Source organism: Rhizobium sullae (assembly GCF_900169785.1).
Classification (GTDB): Bacteria; Pseudomonadota; Alphaproteobacteria; order Rhizobiales; family Rhizobiaceae; genus Rhizobium; species Rhizobium sullae.
In genome coordinates, this window is sequence record NZ_FWER01000004.1 from 50,295 (window position 1) to 70,883 (window position 20,589).

20 protein-coding genes and 1 other RNA gene are annotated in these 20,589 nt (G+C 60.3%); 10 read left to right on the forward strand and 11 right to left on the reverse strand.

Annotated elements, in window-relative coordinates:
* Positions 1-199: 199 nt before the first annotated feature.
* The 4 genes from BN1800_RS04905 to BN1800_RS04920 form a co-directional block, all read right to left on the reverse strand.
* On the reverse strand, positions 200-2,320 hold the full coding sequence (locus BN1800_RS04905; RefSeq protein WP_086995053.1) for a mechanosensitive ion channel family protein: 2,121 nt from the start codon (positions 2,318-2,320) through the stop codon (positions 200-202).
* A 107-nt stretch (positions 2,321-2,427) separates the two neighbouring features.
* On the reverse strand, positions 2,428-3,447 hold the full coding sequence (gene gnd / locus BN1800_RS04910; RefSeq protein ID WP_086995056.1) for a phosphogluconate dehydrogenase (NAD(+)-dependent, decarboxylating): 1,020 nt from the start codon (positions 3,445-3,447) through the stop codon (positions 2,428-2,430).
* An 85-nt stretch (positions 3,448-3,532) separates the two neighbouring features.
* The gene (locus tag BN1800_RS04915; RefSeq protein ID WP_086995059.1) at positions 3,533-3,907 is read right to left on the reverse strand and encodes a hypothetical protein; all 375 of its coding nucleotides are present in this window, start codon (positions 3,905-3,907) and stop codon (positions 3,533-3,535) included.
* On the reverse strand, positions 3,904-4,398 hold the full coding sequence (locus BN1800_RS04920; RefSeq protein WP_086995062.1) for an SRPBCC domain-containing protein: 495 nt from the start codon (positions 4,396-4,398) through the stop codon (positions 3,904-3,906). The genes BN1800_RS04915 and BN1800_RS04920 overlap by 4 nt, the downstream gene beginning before the upstream one ends.
* 56 nt (positions 4,399-4,454) lie before the next feature.
* Here BN1800_RS04920 and BN1800_RS04925 point away from each other — a divergent pair, with 56 nt between their 5' ends.
* A complete protein-coding gene (locus BN1800_RS04925) occupies positions 4,455-4,784 on the forward strand; it encodes an ArsR/SmtB family transcription factor (RefSeq protein ID WP_086995065.1) in 330 nt (109 codons plus the stop codon).
* A gap of 50 nt (positions 4,785-4,834) precedes the next feature.
* Here the strand turns inward: BN1800_RS04925 and BN1800_RS04930 are convergent, their stop codons facing one another.
* From BN1800_RS04930 to BN1800_RS04950, 5 genes are all read right to left on the reverse strand, one after another.
* Complete coding sequence (locus tag BN1800_RS04930; protein ID WP_086995068.1) at positions 4,835-6,028, reverse strand: MFS transporter; 1,194 nt, start codon at positions 6,026-6,028, stop codon at positions 4,835-4,837.
* A gap of 138 nt (positions 6,029-6,166) precedes the next feature.
* On the reverse strand, positions 6,167-7,090 hold the full coding sequence (locus BN1800_RS04935) for a LysR substrate-binding domain-containing protein (protein WP_086995070.1): 924 nt from the start codon (positions 7,088-7,090) through the stop codon (positions 6,167-6,169).
* Between the two features lie 256 nt (positions 7,091-7,346).
* Positions 7,347-7,505: non-coding RNA, 6S RNA (ssrS, locus tag BN1800_RS04940), on the reverse strand.
* Positions 7,506-7,555: 50 nt separating this feature from the next.
* Positions 7,556-7,933: a cell division protein ZapA gene (locus tag BN1800_RS04945; RefSeq protein WP_086995073.1), complete on the reverse strand. Its 378-nt coding sequence runs from the start codon at positions 7,931-7,933 to the stop codon at positions 7,556-7,558.
* A gap of 15 nt (positions 7,934-7,948) precedes the next feature.
* Positions 7,949-8,224 carry a DUF4164 domain-containing protein gene (locus BN1800_RS04950; protein ID WP_086995076.1) on the reverse strand — a complete coding sequence of 92 codons (276 nt, stop codon included), beginning with the start codon at positions 8,222-8,224 and terminating at the stop codon, positions 7,949-7,951.
* A gap of 340 nt (positions 8,225-8,564) precedes the next feature.
* Here BN1800_RS04950 and tkt point away from each other — a divergent pair, with 340 nt between their 5' ends.
* The 6 genes from tkt to BN1800_RS04980 all read left to right on the forward strand — a co-directional run bounded on the left by tkt (position 8,565) and on the right by BN1800_RS04980 (position 17,402).
* The gene (gene tkt / locus BN1800_RS04955) at positions 8,565-10,538 is read left to right on the forward strand and encodes a transketolase (protein WP_086995079.1); all 1,974 of its coding nucleotides are present in this window, start codon (positions 8,565-8,567) and stop codon (positions 10,536-10,538) included.
* Positions 10,539-10,599: 61 nt separating this feature from the next.
* Entirely contained in the window at positions 10,600-11,610 is a 1,011-nt protein-coding gene (gene gap, locus BN1800_RS04960; protein ID WP_086995083.1) for a type I glyceraldehyde-3-phosphate dehydrogenase, read from the forward strand.
* A 361-nt stretch (positions 11,611-11,971) separates the two neighbouring features.
* The gene (locus BN1800_RS04965; protein ID WP_051336435.1) at positions 11,972-13,831 is read left to right on the forward strand and encodes a potassium/proton antiporter; all 1,860 of its coding nucleotides are present in this window, start codon (positions 11,972-11,974) and stop codon (positions 13,829-13,831) included.
* A 71-nt stretch (positions 13,832-13,902) separates the two neighbouring features.
* Entirely contained in the window at positions 13,903-15,102 is a 1,200-nt protein-coding gene (locus tag BN1800_RS04970; RefSeq protein WP_027508086.1) for a phosphoglycerate kinase, read from the forward strand.
* A 227-nt stretch (positions 15,103-15,329) separates the two neighbouring features.
* Positions 15,330-16,355 (forward strand): class I fructose-bisphosphate aldolase, encoded by a 1,026-nt coding sequence (locus BN1800_RS04975; RefSeq protein ID WP_086995086.1) that lies wholly within the window; start codon positions 15,330-15,332, stop codon positions 16,353-16,355.
* 129 nt (positions 16,356-16,484) lie between these two features.
* Positions 16,485-17,402 carry a PhzF family phenazine biosynthesis protein gene (locus tag BN1800_RS04980; protein ID WP_086995611.1) on the forward strand — a complete coding sequence of 306 codons (918 nt, stop codon included), beginning with the start codon at positions 16,485-16,487 and terminating at the stop codon, positions 17,400-17,402.
* On the opposite strand, the gene BN1800_RS41275 is transcribed toward BN1800_RS04980, so the two are convergent.
* Complete coding sequence (locus BN1800_RS41275) at positions 17,399-17,563, reverse strand: hypothetical protein (protein WP_086995614.1); 165 nt, start codon at positions 17,561-17,563, stop codon at positions 17,399-17,401. The two genes, BN1800_RS04980 and BN1800_RS41275, sit on opposite strands and share 4 nt — an antisense overlap.
* Before the next feature lie 171 nt (positions 17,564-17,734).
* Here BN1800_RS41275 and BN1800_RS04990 point away from each other — a divergent pair, with 171 nt between their 5' ends.
* The 3 genes from BN1800_RS04990 to rcdA all read left to right on the forward strand — a co-directional run bounded on the left by BN1800_RS04990 (position 17,735) and on the right by rcdA (position 20,120).
* Positions 17,735-19,015 (forward strand): MFS transporter, encoded by a 1,281-nt coding sequence (locus BN1800_RS04990; protein WP_027508083.1) that lies wholly within the window; start codon positions 17,735-17,737, stop codon positions 19,013-19,015.
* Positions 19,016-19,037: 22 nt separating this feature from the next.
* Positions 19,038-19,229, forward strand: coding sequence for a DUF1192 domain-containing protein (locus BN1800_RS04995; protein ID WP_027508082.1), 192 nt, complete (start codon positions 19,038-19,040; stop codon positions 19,227-19,229).
* Positions 19,230-19,604: 375 nt separating this feature from the next.
* On the forward strand, positions 19,605-20,120 hold the full coding sequence (rcdA, locus tag BN1800_RS05000) for a protease adaptor protein RcdA (protein ID WP_027508081.1): 516 nt from the start codon (positions 19,605-19,607) through the stop codon (positions 20,118-20,120).
* A 224-nt stretch (positions 20,121-20,344) separates the two neighbouring features.
* On the opposite strand, the gene rpmE is transcribed toward rcdA, so the two are convergent.
* On the reverse strand, positions 20,345-20,566 hold the full coding sequence (gene rpmE / locus BN1800_RS05005; protein ID WP_027508080.1) for a 50S ribosomal protein L31: 222 nt from the start codon (positions 20,564-20,566) through the stop codon (positions 20,345-20,347).
* Positions 20,567-20,589: the final 23 nt, after the last annotated feature.

Here is a 20,589-nt window from a genome sequence, read left to right on the forward strand (position 1 = left end):
CCGCCTGGCGGATCATTCCGGGAGGATACGCGGCATTCAAGCTGATGCCGGACGATACCCACCGCCGCCGTTTGCGTGTCACTCGGCTTGAATTGGGGCAGAATTAGCGCCGCCAAACGCAACGGAACATTGCATTTTCGTAAGGTTCGGCAATCGAAAGGCAAGAGAAGACGCCTGCCCGGCACGAGCCTCGGAATTTTCAGCTCGCAGGCTCGCTTGCGGCATCCGGCCTTTGCATTATTTGGCGCGCCGCCGCCGCACGCGCCTCGGTTTCGCGCCCCTCGCCCGAGACCTGCACCGTAGGCACCGCGAATTCAATGCCGTTCTCCTTGAAGGCATTGCGGATCATCGCCAGGGCGTTGCGGCGGATGACGAATTGCTCGCCCGGCTTGGTCATCATAGACAGCCGGATCTCGATCGCGAATTCGCCGAACTGCTCCACGCCCTTCATCTTCAGCGTCTCGATGATATGCGGCCCGAATTCGGGATTCTCGAGCAATTGCTGACCGATCTGCTTGATCACCTTCTTCGCTTTCACAAGGTCGGTGTCGTAGGTCACGTTGAGGCTGATCTTGTCGATCGTCCAGTCTCGGTTGAGGTTCTTGATCGCCCCGAGTTCCCCGAAAGGCACCGTCGTCAGCGGTCCGCGATGATGGCGGAGTTTCACCGAGCGCAGGCTGAAGGACTCGACGACGCCCTTGTGGCTGCCGCTCTCGATATACTCGCCGACGCGGAAGGCGTCGTCCCACAGATAGAACATGCCGCTGATGACATCCTTGACGATCGCCTGCGCTCCGAAACCCACGGCAACACCGACAACGCCGGCACCGGCGATCAGTGGCGCGATCTGAATACCGAGACCGGCAAGCACCATCAAGACGGCGATGACGGCGATGACAACGGCAAGGATGTTGCGAAAGATAGGCAGTAGTGTTTGCAGCCGCGCGCGCCTGGCCTTCTCCTCGTCGGTGACTGCTCCATCGATACGTGAATCGTCCAGCTTGCCGTTGATGTAGGCGCGTGCCAGATGCCAAAGCAGATCGGCCGCAAGCAGAATGACGATGCCGCCAATTGCTCCCCGAGTAAGGCGGTCCAGCATCGTCTCGCCCATCGCCATCCGGTCCGCAGCAAAGCCGAGCATGCGCCCGAACCAGACGGCGGCTGCCGTGATGATGATCGCGCGGACGCCTCGATCAAGCAGCGCCGCGGCGATCCGGCGTTTCGCCAGGAACCCTGCCTCCGCCTGGTGCAGCGAACGGACGGCAAGCGTGGCAACAGCGAGCGCCCGCGGCAGCAATACCGAGTAAATACCGATCCAGAGCAAGAGGTTGAAACCGGTGACCCAGAGGACCCAGAGCAAAGCGAAATAGAGCGTCAGCCCCCAGGAAAGGCCAGCGCTACGCTGCCCTTCCTCCGACGGCCGCGACCAGACCGCTTCGGACGCGATCAGGAACAGACCGATGCCGAGGACATAGGCAATGAAATAGCGGGCTCCGGCCGAAAAGCCGAGCGGCACCATGAGTTGGATCGCAGCCCATCCGAAAGCGAAATAGATCACGAAGATGGCGCACCGGCGAAACCAGAACAAAGCCTGCGCCCGCGAGACGTCGCGTTCGCCGTCGGCCCGTGGCAGTGTGACAAGCGCCACCAACAAACGTCCAAATGCGATGGTGAAACGGGCGACGATGAGGGCGATGGCGATGGCAATCGCCATCGACCGGGTGACCGGTGGCCAGCTGAACATCAACAAAGGTACGAGCGTCGCCACGGCAAAGACGATCGCCGGCACGATACGATAGAGGAGGTTCGCCGCGGCGTGATGAGCAACGGTCACCACCTCGCCGTCGGCGCGGCGGATTCGCAATCGCGGGACAATGAGACGCAGCAGTAATTCCGCAGCCGCTCCCGCCACGAAAAGCACGAGCACTTTCGTCGTCACCAACCACCAGCCGCTCGGCGCGATCTCCCGCTCGACGATCTCCGAGGCATCGCCCACCTCCTCAGGCAGATCCATGGCAGCGTCAGACACCGTGTCCACATGGCGGCGTGCATGGTCGACGAGGTCGGAGAGCACCGACATCTGTCCGGCGTCATCTGAAACGGCAGGCGGTGCGGCGTTCGTCTGAGCCGCCATCCATTCCTTTACCTGGGGCGTCTGCATCAGTTGCAATATCTGCTGGATCTCTGCAGGTGGTTGGGCTGCAGGCACCGGAGCGGCCGGAGCTGTCGTCTGCGCACCCGCACTCCCCGCGATAACGATGAAGGCAAGCAGTGGCATTAGCAACCGCAGGACCCCGTGCGCGCAAATTCTCAGACCCATCGCCTTGCCCCTCTGTTGTTGCTGCCTCAACCATATATCGTGCTGTACGAAAGAGAAGCCCGCGCAGCGGGCGCTGCGCGGGCTTCGCATCGATCCTGCAGAATCCTTTAATCCTTAGGCTTTTCCACATGGCCGCCGAAGCCGGCGCGCATGGCGGAAAGCACCTTGTTAGCAAACTCGTCATTGTCGCGCGAAGAGAACCGGCCATAGAGCGCAGCGCTCAGCACCGGCGTGGGCACGCTTTCGTCGATCGCCGCCATGATCGTCCAGCGGCCTTCGCCAGAGTCCGAAACGCGGCCCGCATATTTCGTCAGCGCCGGATCGGCGTGCAGCGCGTCCGAGGTCAGGTCGAGCAGCCACGAGGTGATGACGCTGCCGCGCCGCCATACCTCGGCGACATCCTGCAGGTTGAAATCGTAGCGATAATGTTCGGGGTGGGAGAGCGGCGCGGTTTCGGCATCTGCCTCATTGCTAGCCGCCCCGATGTTCGCCCGCTTCAGGATGTTCAGCCCCTCGGCATAGGCGGCCATGAGGCCGTATTCGATGCCATTGTGAACCATCTTGACGAAATGGCCCGCGCCATGCGGGCCGCAATGCAGATAGCCCAGCTCTGCCGTGCTGTTGGGGTCCGGCTTGCGATTGGTCGAAGGCTGCGTGCTGCCGGCGCCGGGCGCCAGCGACGCGAAGATCGGTGAGAGGTTTTGCACGATGCCTTTCTCGCCGCCGATCATCAGGCAATAGCCGCGCTCCAGACCGAAGACGCCGCCGCTGGTGCCGACGTCGACATAGTGGATGCCTTTGGTGATCAGTTCGGCGCCGCGACGGATGTCGTCGTGATAGTAGGAATTGCCACCGTCGATGATGATGTCGTCGTCATACAGCAGCGGCACGAGCTGGGCGATCACCTTGTCGGTGATCGCTGCCGGTAGCATGAGCCAGATGGCACGCGGTCGGGAAAGCTTCGAGACGAACTCCTCAAGCGAGCCGCTGCCGACCGCACCTTTTCCAACGAGATCGGCGACGCTCTCCGGCTTTGCGTCGTAGACGACGCATTCATGGCCGTCGCGCATCAAGCGCTGGACCATATAATTGCCCATACGGCCCAAACCCACCATGCCAAGCTGCATCTCGAAATCTCCTGGAATCTAATCGATACAATGATTCCGGAAACTAGCACCCACAGTGCAGCAGGCAAGCGACGTCTCTATCACATTAAGGCGAAGGCGCCTCCCATGCATCTGCCTCGCGGACGAGATGGACGATGTTTGCCGGATTGAGGATCCAGCCGCCACGGAAATCTTCGGGAAGCGCCTCGATCGGATCGCACCGCGGCACACCGGCCTTTGCCAAATGCTCGGCCGCCTTACCGAAATCCGGCGTGAAGAGCTCCAGCCAAAGCTCCGCCTGGCTCATTGCCGGTGCCTCGTCGATCCAGAGCCGGATCGGCCCGAGCTCGAAACCGCGCGCACCTTCCTTGCCGATTTCCTTCAGCCTTACGACGTCGCGATAAAAGCTGAGCACCGGCTGATACTGATGCGGTGGCACCTTCATGGCGACATCGACGCCTCCGTAAAGCAGCTCCGTCATTTGAGCGCCTCATAGTCCGGAGCCTCGGCGGGTTCACCGCGCATTTCGGCGAGGAACATGCCCTCCCGGAGGTTGATGCCGTGTTCGGCAAAGGCCTTCATGCAGCAGAGCATGTTGGCCCAGCCCTCGCAGTTGAGATATGTGCCGCGCCGGCCGGCCTCGTCCTCATGCCAGCCGTTCTCGGAAATTGTCACCATCGTTCCGCCGTCCTCCAGCGGATCGAATTTCATCTCGACCGTCGTTTTGTAGCGGGCATTGTTCTCGTCCGTGCACCCATCCCAGCGCAGCACGATCAGGCGCTCCGGAACGAGATCGACCACTTCGACCGGAGAATCCTTCCACCATGTCACGGTCGCGCCTTTGACGAGCGGCGCGCTCGCTCCGCCGACGGTCGTGAAATAGCTCGAGAGCTTCTTCGGATTGACCACCGCATCGAAAACTTCTGCGACCGGACGTCCGATCCGTCCGCCGACGCGAATACTGAGGGACATTCCACTTCCTCCTCTTTTCGATTGTGATAGGCATCATTATGTTATAAAAACATAACATGTCAAGCGAATCGGATAACGACCCTGTTTTCAAGGCACTGGCCCACTATCGGCGCCGTGAAATTCTCGACATTTTGAAGGACGGCCCTCGCACGACCGGCATGCTCTGCGAAGTCTTCGCAGAAATGGACCGCTGCACAGTGATGCAGCATCTGAAAGTTCTGGAGGAAGCCGGCCTCATTATCCCGAAGAAGGAAGGCCGCGAACGCTGGAACCACCTCAACAGCCTGCCGATCAAGCACATCTACGACCGGTGGATCAGCGCCTATGCAGGGCACGCATTGTCGATACTGGACCAACTGAAGGGGGATCTCGAAGATCGCCTTTGATGGAAAACCGCAGGACGAGACGGGCGCCGGGGCGCCTATCCCCGGATTAATCATGCGGCGCAGCCCACGACATCAACAGCAGTTGCGGAACGGCGGTCGAGCGCGCCGCTCCTGAGGGTGAGGACGAGACCAGCGGCAACGAGGATCGCGCCGACCCAAGGTGTGGCGCCGAGCCCGAGGGAGGATTCGACGACCAAACCGCCGATCCAGGCGCCTGCCGCAATCCCGAGATTGAAGGCAGCAATATTCAGTGCCGAAGCAACATCGACGGCGGCCGGACGGACCTGCCGCGCCAGTTGCACGACATAGAGCTGCAGGCCAGGCACGTTTGCAAAGGAGAGGAAGCCGAGAGCCGCTAATGTCGGGATCGCCAGCCATGGCGAAACCGCTGTGAAGCTGAAGAGGACGAGCACAATCGCCTGCGCGATGAAGAGCCAAGTCAGCGCCTTCACCGGGTCACGATTGGCAATCCGCCCACCGATGATGTTGCCGACGGCGATCGCGACGCCGTAGAGCACGAGGATCAGGCTGACGGCAGACGCTGAAAAGCCCGTGATCTCCTGCAGGATCGACGCAAGGAAGGTGAAGGCGACGAACGTGCCGCCATAACCGAGCGCGGTCATGGCAAAGACGATCAGCAACCGGCCGCTGCCGAGCACGCGGACCTGATCCTTGATGCTCGCGGGCGGCCCTTTCGAGAGGTTGGAGGGAAGCAGGAGCGCAATGCCGGCAAAGGCCACGACGCCGAGGCCAGCAACGGCGGCAAAGGTCACCCGCCAGCCGAATGTCTGGCCGATGAAGGTGCCGAACGGCACGCCCGTCACGATCGCGACGGTCAATCCCATGAACATCATGGCTATGGCCGAGGCGCGGCGATTTTCCGGCACGAGATCGGCGGCAATCGTCGAGCCGACGGAGAAGAATACGCCATGCGCGAAAGCCGACAGCACGCGCGCGACGAGGAGCGGCGCATATCCGGGGCTGAACGCCGCCATGGCATTGCCAATGATGAAGAGCGCCATGAGGCCGAGCAGCAGCGGTTTGCGCGCGATACGGCCGGTGAGCGCCGTCAAGATCGGCGCGCCAAAAGTCACACCAAGCGCATAGATGCTGACGATGAGGCCCGCCAGCGGCAAAGTAATGTGGAGATCATTGGCGACTGTCGGCAGCAGGCCGACGATGACGAATTCCGTAGTCCCGATCGCATAGGCCGCGATCGTTAAGGCAAAAAGAGCAAGTGGCATAAGATGACCCGATTGACGATGTGCCCAAGAGTTTGGGGCAAGTTGTTGTTCGGGTCCGAATATGGATGCGCGGCACCGCGGCGATAATCCGATGGCGCGGCCCAGCACTTGTGAATTGAATTCATGTTATGTACCCGCTTAAGGATGCTCTGTCTCGCTGATGAGCCATTTGCGGAAGAGCGCCACTGACGACTTTTCCAGAGCTCCGGCGGGATAAAGCATCGCATAGTTGAGGGCTGCAGGCTGGCGTTCGACGAAACAGCGCACAAGCCTTCCGGCGGCAATATCCTCGGCGACCAGCGAACTGCGCACCAGCGCAAAGCCTTTGCCCCTGCTGCAAGCCTGCAGCATCTCCTCGAAGGAATCGAAGACCGGTGCTTCATCGACCGCTCTTGCAATGTCGAAGCCGGCAACCGGCTCGACGTTCGGATCATCTCGGACAGTCACCTGCTCGTACCATCGCTGCCAGTCGAGCACAGTGTGCCGCATGCCGCGATAGACCAGCAACGGCGCGGCGCGAATGGCACCCCGGCTTGGAAGCCTGCTTGAGAGAGCGGGCGCAGAGACGACGAATTCCTCGTCGAGCAGCAGCGGCTCCGTCACAAGGTCGGGACCGCCATGTCCGAGCCAGATCGCCAAATCGACACTTGAAAAATCCGGCCGCTGATAGCCAACAGCGGTGCGGACTTCAATATTCGGATAGCGTCGGCAGAAGGCCTCGAGACGTGGGGCAAGCCACTGGCTTGAAAATTCGGGCGTCGTCGCGATCGTCAGCGATGGACTGGCGCTTGCTTCCCGTGCCTGATGCAGAGCGCTCTCGAGCGAAGAAAGTGCGCTCGCGATCTCGGGATGAAGCCTAAGACCAAGAGGTGAAAGCCGGGCGCCGTGCCGCCCGCGATCGAAGAGCCGGCCGCCCATCCAGCCTTCCAGCTGTGCGATCTGATGGCTGACGGCCGTCTGTGTCAGCCCCAACCGTTCCGCGGCCCGTCCAAAGCCTCCTGTCTCCGCGATAGCGCAGAAGGCCTGCAAGGTCGAAAGCGGCGGCAACGGACGATCTGCCATGAAAATCTCTCATGATAAGAGCAATCGAGTTTCATTATGCGGTGAAGCAAAGCAAGCATAAATTGACCGCATGGGAGATAGACCATGAGGCTTTCGATAAAAATTCTGAATGCATTGCTTCCGTTTAGCAGCCTCGCCGGGCCGGCCCAGCAGCAAAGATCCGCAGCCCAGCCGCAGCCGGCAACAGCACTGAACGCGCATATGCAGAAAGATATCGGAATAGACGAGGGGCGGAACCCAGCCATCGAAAAATGAGGTGCGATCCGCGGCAACCGATGGAGGTTTACGATCCTGGGCGCCTACAAACGTAGGTGGGTGCCGTGTGTCCAGGCCCACGAGCCTGGTCAGGGACAGCTCCCTTTGGATCGAGTATGGCCCCAGGGATTGTGGTTCCTGTCGAGAGGCGCAGATCGCAGCACGATATATAAGGCCGTTGATTAAGCTGCGCCAGCGTGCTGCGCAAATTTAATTGAGCTCGGCAGGCGCCCGGCCGTTGAGCTTGTCGGTGATGCCGCGAATGCGGCTCGTCACCTCTCCGAGCACTTCGGCAAGGCCTTCTTCCGTCCGCGCGGTTGCCGCGGCAACGGTATCGCGATTGCTGCGCAGCGTTTCGAGTTCGGCTTCCAGCTCGGTCACGCGGCGGCTCAGCTCGGAAATTTCGTCCATCACCATGATCCCGGCCATGACGGTGATCCTCAGATCGCCGATTTCGCCGAATTGGCCCTTGAGATGGCCGACATAACGGTCGAAGCGGTTGGCAAGATCGGTCAGGTGGTCCTCCTGTCCCTCCTCGCAGGCCATTCGATAGGCCTTGCCGTCGATCGTTACCGTCACCTGTGCCATGTCACTGTCTTCCCATTAGCGGTCCAGAACCGCCCGGATCGTTTCCATTGCTGTTACCAGCCGCCGCGAAACCTCGCGGTTGACCTCTTCCAGCCGGTTGGCACGGAATTCTGCCTGGTCGAGTTCCTGCGCCAGCTTGGAGCGGTCGGCATGCACACGGCGAACCTCGCCCTCGATGTCGCCCTGCTCACGCTGGCGTTCGATGCGCATATCCACGGCGTTTTCCAGGCCGGAAATCGCCTGTTTCAGCTCATTGAGCGCCGCTTCCATGGTTTTGCCTGTGGGCGTCATGTCGCTGTCCCGTTCCCCCGCGCAAGACCTCTCGAATCGGCAGCCCGTGCCGGTCCAGTGTTTTCAAGAGGATATGCAGCTAGCCGACGGCACGTCAATAAAAGCCGTACCCGGGCATGGGGCCTATTCTGTGGATGACTGAAATACATCCTACCCATGATAGAAGATTCGTCTTTTGTACAAGCGCCCGATCAAATGTCAAAAATCGTCGCACCCCGCCCGGATATGGCCTGCAATTTATTGACTTGGCCGTTCCAACTGCTATGTCTCACCCGCTTTCATCGATGGCCTACACAAGGCTTGAGGCCATCTCCCGACACCGGAACCCCGTGGAAAAGCCATGACCTCTCCCGAACAACATGACCGCATGGCGAATGCGATCCGTTTTCTCTCCATGGATGCCGTCGAAAAGGCAAATTCGGGCCATCCGGGCCTGCCGATGGGCATGGCGGATGTTGCAACCGTTCTCTTTACGAAGTACCTGAACTTCGATCCCCAGCAGCCCCACTGGCCGAACCGCGACCGCTTCGTGCTGTCAGCCGGTCACGGCTCCATGCTGCTCTATTCGCTGCTTTATCTGACCGGCTATCCGGACATGTCGATCGAGGACATCAAGCAGTTCCGCCAGCTCGGCTCGAAGACCGCCGGCCATCCGGAATACGGTCACGCTACCGGCATCGAAACGACGACCGGCCCGCTCGGCCAAGGTATCGCGAATTCGGTCGGCATGGCGATCGCCGAACGCAAACTGCGCGAGGAATTCGGTTCCGACCTGCTTGAACACTATACCTATGTGATCGCAGGCGACGGCTGCCTCATGGAAGGCGTCAGCCAGGAGGCCATCGCGCTTGCCGGCCACCTGAAGCTCAACAAGCTCATCGTCTTCTGGGACAACAATTCGATCACAATCGATGGCGCAGTGTCGCTGTCGGATTCGACCGACCAGGTTGCGCGCTTCAAGTCCGTGCACTGGAACACGATCGAGGTCGATGGTCATGACCAGTCTGCCATTGCCGCCGCTATCGAAGCCGCGCAGAAATCTGACCGCCCGACGATGATTGCCTGCAAGACGATCATCGGCTTTGGCGCGCCGAACAAGCAGGGCACCCACAAGGTGCACGGCAACCCGCTCGGCGCCGACGAAATCGCCGCGACCCGCGAAGCGCTGAACTGGGACGCCGAAGCCTTCACTGTCCCGACCGACGTTCTGGACGCCTGGCGCAAAGCGGGCACCCGTTCTGCAGAAACTATCAGGGCCTGGGAAGGTCGCCTCGACGCTTCCGGCAAGAAGGGCGAGTTCACCCGCCGCTTTGCCGGCGAACTGCCGCCCGGCTTCGATGCCGCGATCAGCGAATACAAGAAGAAGCTTGCCGAAACCAAGCCGACGGTCGCGACCCGCAAGGCTTCGGAAGATGCGCTCGAAGTCATCAACGGTTTCCTGCCGGAAACGCTAGGCGGCTCTGCCGACCTGACGCCTTCAAACAACACCAAGACCAGCCAGATGAAGTCGATCACCCCGACAGACTTCTCCGGCCGCTACATGCATTATGGTATCCGCGAACACGGCATGGCGGCCGCCATGAACGGCATCTCGCTGCACGGCGGCCTGATCCCCTACGGCGGCGGCTTCCTGATCTTCTCGGATTATTGCCGCCCGCCAATCCGTCTCGCCTCGCTGATGGGCATCCGCGTCATACACGTGCTGACACATGACTCGATCGGCCTCGGCGAAGATGGTCCGACCCACCAGCCGGTCGAACAGCTCGCCGCACTGCGCGCCGTCCCGAACCTGATGATCTTCCGCCCGGCCGATGCCACGGAAACTGCCGAATGCTGGCAGATCGCCATCAAGACGCCGAACCGTCCGTCAGGCCTGGCGCTCACCCGCCAGAACCTCTCGGCTGTGCGCGCTGAATACAGCGAAAAGAACCTGTCGGCCCAAGGCGCCTACACGCTCGCCGGCTCCGACGATGCCAAGGTCACGATCTTTGCATCGGGCTCCGAAGTCGAGATCGCCGTCGCCGCTCGCGCCACGCTGGAAGGCAAGGGCATTTCCACCCGCGTCGTCTCCGTTCCTTGCACCGAACTCTTCTTCGAGCAGCCGGAAGCCTACCGCAATGCGGTCCTCGGCAAGTCGCCGGTCAAGATCGCAGTCGAAGCCGCCGTCCGCGAAGGTTGGGACGCCTTTATCGGCCCGGAAGGCACCTTCATCGGCATGAAGACCTTCGGTGCGTCCGGCCCGTACAAGGAACTCTACAAGCATTTCGGCATCACGGCGGAAGCCGTCGTCGCCGCAGCAGAAGCCAAGCTCTAAAGGGGAGCGTTCCAGCGCTCTCCACTCATCCGCAAGCCCCATATCTAGGGAGTGAATGCAAATGACTGTAAAGGTTGCCATCAACGGCTTTGGCCGCATCGGCCGCAATGTTCTCCGTGCTATCGTTGAATCCGGCCGCACCGACATCGAAGTGGTCGCCATCAACGACCTCGGCCCTGTCGAAACCAATGCCCACCTGCTGCGTTACGACTCGATCCACGGCCGCTTCCCGGCAACCGTGAAGGTTGAAGGCGATACGATCATCGTCGGCAACGGCAAGCCGATCAAGGTGACGGCGATCAAGGATCCGGCGACCCTGCCGCACCGGGAACTCGGCGTCGACATCGCCATGGAGTGCACGGGCATCTTCACCGCGCGCGACAAGGCCGCGGCTCACCTCACCGCCGGCGCAAAGCGCGTCCTCGTCTCGGCGCCTGCCGACGGCGCTGACCTTACCGTCGTCTACGGCGTCAACCACGACCAGCTCACCAAGGAGCACATGGTCATCTCCAACGCATCCTGCACGACGAACTGCTTGGTTCCGGTCGTTAAGGTGCTGAATGACGCCGTCGGCATCGACCACGGCTTCATGACGACCATCCACTCCTACACTAACGACCAGCCGTCGCTCGACCAGATGCACAAGGATCTGTACCGCGCCCGCGCTGCAGCACTCTCGATGATCCCGACTTCGACAGGTGCAGCCAAGGCCGTCGGCCTCGTCCTGCCAGAACTGAAGGGTAAGCTCGACGGCACGTCGATCCGCGTCCCGACCCCGAACGTCTCCGTCGTCGATTTCAAGTTCGTTGCCAAGAAGGCAACCAGCGTTCAGGAAATCAACGAAGCCATCAAGACTGCCGCCAACGGCAAGCTGAAGGGCGTTCTCGGCTACACCGAGGAGCCGCTGGTTTCCCGCGACTTCAACCACGACAGCCAGTCCTCGATCTTAGCGGTTGACCAGACCAAGGTCATGGAAGGCACCTTCGTCCGTATCCTCACCTGGTACGACAACGAGTGGGGCTTCTCCAACCGCATGGCCGATACAGCCGTTGCCTTTGCAAAGCTTATCTGAGCTTAGCGAAAAGCAGATTTAGGAAGGCGGCTCGGGAAAACCGGGCCGCTTTTGTTTGAGCAATTGAGCAGCATCCACGGATAATTCAAAAAACAAAAGTGCCGGCCTCTTCTTCCCTGCCCTGCTCTTGCCTGATTTGCCTCTACATTCTTCAAAGAGAATCTCTCCCGTAGCATTCCCACCGACCAGCCGTCCGGCGCCGTTCAGCAGCATGAAGCCGCAGGCAAGCGAGGTTAAGCCGCAAGGCCTACCCTTCCGGCCCGTTTTGCCGTTTACTGATGCAGGCGGAATGAAGCATGGAGGGCGGAATAGCTGCAATGCCCGGACTGTCTTGAGGCGCGGGGAATGAAAGGGGACAGACGTGGAAGCATTCTATATCGTCGTGCTGGTGTCGACGGCGCTTGTGCTTCTTGCGGCCTTCTCGAGCCTGCTCGCCTTTCGCTTTGGCGCTCCGCTGCTTCTGCTCTTCCTGGCAATCGGCCTGCTTGCGGGCGTGGATGGGCTCGGCATCGAATTCAGCAACAATTACCTTGCCTATATCCTCGGCTCGATCGCGCTTGCCGTCATTCTCTTTGATTCCGGCTTCGGTACGACGATCCACGCCTTCAAGCTCGCGGCCATACCTTCGCTGACGCTTGCCTCCATTGGCGTGCTGATCACCGCCGGCCTCTTTGCCGTGGCCGCCATGTGGCTCCTCAATTTCAGCTGGCTCGAGGGACTGCTGCTCGGCTCGATCGTCGCTTCGACGGACGCCGCCGCCGTCTTCTTCCTGCTGCGTATCGGCGGCATCAACATTCGCGACAAGGTGCGCTCCACGCTCGAAGTGGAATCCGGCACCAACGATCCGATGGCGATCTTCCTCACCATCGCCCTCGTTGAGCTGCTCGCGAGCGGCGAAGGCTATGCCGGCATCAATATCGGCATGCTCGCGATGTTCATTCAGGAAATGGGCCTTGGCGTCATTCTCGGGCTGCTCGGCGGCATGATGATCGCACAGGTCGTCGGCCGTCTGGACACCGATCGCGGCCTCACGCCGATCTTCGTGCTCGGCCTTGCGATGCTCGTGTTTTCTTTCGCAGGCGCCGTCGGCGGCAGTGGCTTCCTGGCCGTTTACGTCGCCGGCATCTATGCGGGAAACCGCAAGCTTCCGGCGCTAGGATCAATCAAGCGCTTTCAGGACGGCATGACCTGGCTCGCGCAGATCATCATGTTCCTCGTCCTCGGCCTGCTCGCAACGCCTTCGCAGTTTCCGGCAATCATCCTTCCAGCGGTTGCGCTGGCGTTGTTTTTGATCGTCGTCGCCCGTCCGCTCGCCATCTGGCTTTCGCTCCTGCCTTTTGACTATACGCAGCAGGAGATCGGCTTCGTCGCCTGGGTCGGCCTTCGCGGCGCGGTCTCGATCCTGCTTGCCATCATGCCGATTCTCGGGGGATTGCAGAACGGGCAAATATTCTTCAACACCGCCTTCATCATCGTGCTGGTCTCGCTGTTGATCCAGGGTTGGACCATCAAGCCGGTGGCCAAGAAACTCGGCCTCATCATCCCCCCGCGCATGGGCGCGGTCGACAAGGTGGAGGTCGATCTGCCGGGTGCGGCAAACCACGAACTGCTCTCCTATCGCGTCATTAAGGACAGCCCGATCCTTCGCGGCGAACGCATCCCCCGCTGGGCTACCCCTTCGCTCGTCATCCGCGACGGCAAGTCGATGCGCTATCAATATGCCGGGCGGCTACGCGAGAACGATCTTGTCTACCTTTTCATCGTGCCGAGCTACTCGCGCCTGCTTGACCGGCTTTTCGCCAGCCGTGCGCCAGTGGATGCCGACGATGCCGAGTTTTTCGGTGCTTTCGCGCTCTCCCCCGCCCGGCCGGCCGCCGATCTGGATGCTGCCTACGGCCCGGGCCTTTTGAATGAATCCGAGAGGGGGTTGACCATCGCCGAACTGATGAAGCAGCGCCTCGGCGGCAAGGCGGACTATGCCGATCGCGTCCGTCTTGGCTCGATCATTCTGATCGTTCGCGACCTCGATGATCAGGACCATATCACCTCGGTCGGCATGTCGCTCGAGGCTGTCGAACCCGCCATCACGCTGCCGATCTTCATCAATCTGCACGACATCGTCCAGCGTATCCGCGACCGCCTCAAGGGCCGTAAAACTCCGGAGGCCATAGCCGTCAGCGCGCCGGATCCTGACGAAAACGCGCCTGAAAACCGCGGTTGAACGCCTTGCGTCTTGAGGCATCCTTGCTATGGTCGGCCACTTTCCAAGGCAATTAATGAACGGATAGTCCCATGGCAGCTTTCAAGACTCTCGACGACCTCAACGGCATCGCCGGAAAGCGTGTTCTCGTCCGCGTCGACCTCAACGTGCCCGTAAAGGACGGCAAGGTTACCGACACGACGCGCATCGAACGCGTTGCTCCGACGATCCTCGAACTGTCGAAGAAGGGTGCCAAGGTTATTCTGCTTGCGCATTTTGGCCGACCGAAGGAAGGCCCCTCGCCGGACCTCTCGCTCTCGCTGATCGCGCCGGACGTTTCCAAGGTGCTCGGCAGGCCGGTCGCGACCGCATCGGACTCGATCGGCGAAGCCGCTGCTTCGGCCGTCGCCGGAATGACGGACGGCGATATCCTGCTTCTCGAGAACACCCGCTTCCACAAGGGTGAGGAAAAGAACGACGCAGAATTCACCAAGGCGCTCGCTGCCAACGGTGACATCTATGTCAACGACGCTTTCTCTGCCGCGCATCGCGCCCATGCTTCCACCGAAGGCCTTGCCCACCTGCTTCCCGCTTATGCCGGCCGCACGATGCAGCAGGAACTCGAAGCGCTCGAAAAGGGCCTCGGCAATCCAGTCCGCCCGGTCGTTGCCATCGTCGGCGGCGCCAAGGTTTCCACCAAGATCGACTTGCTCATGAACCTCGTAAAGAAGGTCGACGCTCTGGTGATCGGCGGCGGCATGGCCAATACCTTCCTCGCCGCCCGCGGCACCAATGTCGGCAAGTCGCTCTGCGAGCATGACCTTGGCGAAACCGCAAAGCAGATCATGATCGAAGCCGCAACAGCCGGCTGCGCGATCATCCTGCCGGAAGACGGCGTCGTCGCGCGCGAATTCAAAGCGGGTGCAGCCAACGAGACCGTCGACATCAACGCCATTCCGGAAGACGCCATGGTACTCGACGTCGGTCCGAAGTCGGTCGACGTGGTCAAGGCCTGGATCGAGCGCGCCCAGACGCTGGTCTGGAACGGACCGCTCGGCGCCTTCGAAATCGAGCCTTTCGACAAGGCGACAGTCGCAGCCGCGAAGTATGCCGCCGAGCGTACCAAGGCTGGCAAGCTCACGTCCGTCGCAGGCGGCGGCGATACTGTTTCGGCACTGAACCATGCCGGCGCCGCTGATGACTTCAGCTATGTTTCGACGGCAGGCGGCGCCTTCCTCGAATGGATGGAAGGCAAGGTCCTGCCGGGTATTGCCGTCCTTTCCGGCAAGTAGCCGCCCGGCTGATTTGGCAATCTTTACATGTGGATAGAACGCGGAGGCTTTCAGGCTTTCGCGGTCTTTTGCTCACGCGGCGAAAAAAATCTCAAAGTTTCAAACGATTGAAACGATTTCAATCGTTTCAATGACTTAGCGCTCCATTCTCCTGGCTATAAACTTCTGTTATCGCCGACCTATATTCATTCTGGTTGCCGATTTTCTTGTCCTGGAGAGAGTGAAAAATGAGCGAACGCCTGGAAGACATTGCAGCAAAGATGGTAGCGGGTGGCCGGGGGCTGCTTGCCGCCGATGAATCGACCGGTACGATTGGAAAGCGGTTCGATACGATCAGCTTGGAATCGACTGAAACCAGCCGCCGCGATTATCGCGAAATGCTCTTCCGCTCCGAAGAGGCCATGAAGAAATACATCTCGGGCGTCATCCTCTACGAAGAGACGCTCTATCAGAAGGCGGCCGACGGCACGCCCTTCGTCGACATCATCAAGGCTGCAGACAGTATTCCCGGCATCAAGGTCGATATCGGCGCCAAGCCGATGGCGAAGTATCCGGGCGAAACGATCACCGAAGGCCTCGACGGTCTCGCCGGCCGCCTTGCCAAATATTATGAAGCCGGCGCCCGCTTCGCCAAATGGCGCGGTGTGATCGCTATCTCTTCGTCGCTCCCAACTTGGGGTTCGATGAAGGCGAACGCCCACGCGCTCGCCCGCTACGCCGCGCTCTGCCAGGAAGCTGGTATCGTGCCGATCGTCGAGCCGGAATGCCTGATGGACGGCAAGCCGGGCGACCACACTATCGATCGCTGCGCCCAGGTCACCGAATGGACGCTGCGCACCGTCTTTGAAGAACTCGCTGATGCGCGTGTCAGCCTCGAAGGCATGATCCTGAAGCCGAACATGGTTATCGACGGCAAGAACGCCCGCAAGGCATCCGTCGCGGAAGTCGCCGAACGCACCGTCGAGGTGTTGAAGCGCACGGTTCCGTCCGCCGTTCCCGGTATTGCCTTCCTTTCCGGCGGTCAGTCTACCGAAGAGGCGACAGCTCATCTTTCGGCGATCAATTCCGGGTTCGACCTGCCTTGGAAAGTCACTTTCTCGTATGGCCGCGCCCTGCAGGATACAGCACTGAAGGCCTGGGGCGGCAAGCCGGAGAACGTTGCCGCCGGTCAGCGCGCCTTCAGCCATCGCGCCGAAATGAACAGCCTTGCCGCCAAGGGCAGCTGGAGACAGGAACTCGAAAAGGCGGCTTGAAACCTGCCTTAAGACTCCATCAAGCCCGGCCGGCGCGCCGGGCTTTTCTTTTGTCACCACGACAAGATTGCGCTTTCGCGACCGAAAGACGTGACCGATTATCGCGGCATCCAAAATATCGGAGCCGCGATGACTATCCTTTCCTATACGACTGTCGACGTTTTTACCTCCAACCGTTTCGAAGGCAATCCTCTTGCGGTCGTCATGGGCGCGGAAGAACTCGGCACCGAGACGATGCAGAAGATCGCAGCGGAATTCAGATATTCCGAAATCACCTTCGTCCTGTCGCCCAGGGACCCCGCCAACACGGCGAACGTCCGGATCTTCACGCCGACGATGGAGATCCCCTTCGCAGGCCATCCGAATGTCGGAACGGCCTATGTTCTCGGCCAGCAGAAGGAAATCTTCGGCAAGCCAGTCAGAGACACGCTTCGTTTCGAAGAAAGGGCCGGACTGGTCGAAGTGGCGCTTCGCCGCGTCGAGGGCCGGGTAACCGCTGCAACGATCCGCGCGCCTCGGCCTCTGGATATCGGGGCTGCCGTCTCGGAAGAAACCGTTGCGCGCTGCATCGGCATCGACAGCCACGCAATCCTCAACTCAACCCATCAACCGGTTTTCGTCTCCGTCGGCCTCTCCTTCGCGGTTGCCGAACTCGACGGCCCGGCATCGCTTGGCGCCGCACGCCCGAATCTGACGCATTTCCAGGACGCCGCCGGCCCTAACGCCGAAGGCAATCACGATTTCTCACTGTTCGTCTATGCCCGCTCGCCCGAGGAGCCTTGGACTATCCGCGCCCGCATGTTCGCGCCGCTGGACAACGTCCCGGAAGACCCCGCGACCGGCAGCGCTTCAGCGGCCCTTTCCGCCTATCTCGTTTCCCTTGCGCCGGAGCAGACGACGACCCGGCGCTTGACGATCGAACAGGGTGTCGAAATGGGCCGGCGCAGCATCATCGAAGTCGATGTCGTCAAGAAGGATGGCGTGGTGACGGACGTCTCGATCTCCGGCGCCTGCGTGCCGGTCATGCGCGGTGAGATCACCGTCTAGGCGATCAGGTCGCGGCCAAGGAGGGCAACCGCCCAAACCGCGAACGCGACCAGCGCAATCTTCCAAAAGTCCATCCGGCGCCGCAAACCGGGCAGCCCCAGCGGCTTGATGATCTGTATGACCATGGCAAGGATGAGCACCAGCGCCAGCAGCTTTGTCACGGCATTATTTTCCAATATTTTCAGAATGTCACAGGACCGACATTATTCCGCGCGAACACAGCGTTTCTTCATGCCGTAACGGCATTCCGGGGCACAATCAACATTATTGGGACAGGACGGACAGCGTCTCGTCTTATGACTCTTTAAATCGAACTCGCCGAGAGTGGGGAAATGAGAAGAAATCTGCTGTCCGTCGCCGCGCTGCTTTTCGGAACGCTTTTCCTCTTCATGGGCAATGGTCTGCAGGGCATCCTGCTTCCCGTCCGCGGCAATCTCGAAGGTTATGCCACGACCACGCTCGGCCTGCTCGGTACGTCTTGGGCCGCAGGCTTTGTCGTCGGCTGCCTCGTCGCCCCTAAACTGGTGCGGCGCGTGGGCCATGTGCGCGCCTTCTCCGGTTTCATCTCGATCATCGCCATCAGCGCCCTGTTCAGCGGCATCGTCATCGATCCCGTGTGGTGGATCGCGCTGCGTGCCGTCACAGGCTTCTCGACCGCCGGCACCTCGATGATCATCGAAAGCTGGCTGAACGAACGCGCCACGAACGAAAGCCGCGGCGCAATCTTTTCGCTCTATATCGGCATCACGCTTCTCGGTGTCGTTGGCGGGCAGATGATGATCCCGCTGGAAGACGTGCGAACGCCGTTGCTCTTCATGGTCTGCGGCATCTTCTACTGCATCGCGATGCTGCCCACGACGCTTTCGACTGCAGCCTCGCCGCAACCGCTGAAGGCCGTGAAGCTCGACCTGCCTGCGCTCTACCGCAATTCGCCCGTCTCCTGCCTCGGCATCCTGATGGTCGGCATCGCCAACGGTGCCTACGGTACGCTCGGCGCGGTTTTCGGCGCCGGCGCGGGGCTTTCCGACGCCAGTATCGCAATCATGATGAGCGCCACCATTTTCGCCGGCGCACTGATGCAGCTTCCCGCCGGGCGCCTTTCCGATCGCATCGACCGCCGCTATGTTCTGGCAGCCATGTCGGCGATTGCCGCGGTCGCCGGCGTGCTGATCGTCTTGCTGCACCCCTCCTCGCCGGTTGTCCTGATCGGCCTTGTCATTCTTTACGGCGCGGTCGCCAACACGCTCTATCCGATCGCCGTCGCGCATGCGAACGACTTCGCCTCCTCCGAGGATTTCGTGAAAGTTTCGGGCGGACTGCTGCTGCTCTACGGCATCGGGACGGTGATCGGACCGACGATCGGCGGTCCTGTGATGTCAATCGTCAGTCCGTATGCGCTCTTCCTCGTCACGGGGCTGTCGCATGTCTTGATCACCGTTTACGCAATCATCCGCAGCCGCATTCGCGCCGCAGTGCCAGCAAGCGAGCGTGAGATGTATACGACCATTCCGACCGGCACCTCCCAGATGCTCACGCCCGAAAGCATGTCGCTTGCCGAACGAGTGTCAAACAAGCCTCCCGAAAGCAGCGATCCTGCGGTAAAATACGGCTGAGGAACCGAACGGAGGACTGCTCATGAGCTTCATTGACGATGACCGGCCGCAGAAGAAGGTGGCTTACGAAATCGGAAGCGATCTTTCGATGCTTTCCGAGGACGAGTTGAAGGAACGAGTCGAAGTGCTGAAGGCGGAGATCGCCCGCATCGAGGCCGAAGTGACAAGGAAGGCTTCGGGCCGCGCGGCGGCAGAAAGCCTTTTTCGCTCTTAGAAAAGGATAAAGGCTGCAAGCGCGCGAAAAACCGCTGCCACAAGTCTTAATGCGAAACAGTCTTAATAGAATATTAAGCCTTATAAGATATTACTGTTCTCATCCAGATTTTCTCTGGATCTCAGACAGTTTCCCATGCGGTGAATTGGTCTGATTTTTCTCCCTGTTTTACCTTGAGAGCCGCTTTTGCGGCTCTTCTTTTTGCACCGGTGGCGATTCACCACGAATCTGTGGAAGTTAACCCTTTCTTAAGAAACGCCTTGCGCAATTGGGCTAAAGATACCATCTTAAAGACATAAAGACCGGCCGCTGAAACCTTAGTTTGGGCTGGCGTTACCTGAACATATGTAGATGCGTGCAACAGGAACCATTTGAATGTCGGAACTCGGTTTGAATACCATCAGTTTTGCGGGCCGCGCTGCCGCATCCTCGCAGTTCAAGACGTTGTACGCAGAAGGCATGTCGCTGGTCGAGGAAACTGCTGCCTATCTGGACGGCAACGGCCGCGCCGCCTCCAAGGTCCTGCCCCGCATGGCTTCCGTTCTTTACGCGGCCGAATCGATGCGCCTCACGACACGCCTGATGCAGATGGCATCTTGGCTTCTCCTGCAGCGTGCCGTCAACAACGGCGAAATGTCGCGCGATCAGGTCCTCGCTGAAAAGAACAAGGTCCGCCTTGACGGCTTCAACGTGGACCGCAACGCTCCGGGCTGGGGCGACCTGCCGGAAGCCTTCCGCGATCTCGTTGAACGCTCGCTACGCCTCCAAAACCGCGTTGCCCTTCTCGACCGTGAAATCTATCGCCCGAATGAAGCGCCGATCGTTCCGGATAATCAGAACAGCGTCCAAGCACAGCTGAGCCTGCTGCAAACGGCTTTCGGCAACAACTGAGAGCTTGCATAAGCTAGACTAAAGGTGAACCGGCTGCGTCGTGCGCGGCCGGTTTTTTGTTGCGTGCTGTCGCGACCTTCACATTGAGGCCGATTGGCTGCTGCTGTCGCATCGAGATGCCGTGAACTGCAGCTTGCACGCATCGGCACTCACTCAGACTCATTCAAGCAATAAAAAAGCCCGGAAACCCGGGCTTTTTCAAATTCTGTACCGCGCAGAAGCGATTAGAGGCCGAGGCCGCCGAAGCGCTTGTTGAACTTGGACACACGGCCGCCGCGGTCCATGAGCTGCTGGTTGCCGCCGGTCCAGGCCGGGTGGGACTTGGAATCGATTTCGAGGTTCATGACAGCGCCTTCCGAACCCCACGTCGAGCGGGTTTCGTATTCGGTGCCATCGGTCATCACCACCTTGATGACGTGGTAGTCGGGATGGATATCAGCCTTCATAACAATCTTCCTGCGATGCCGGG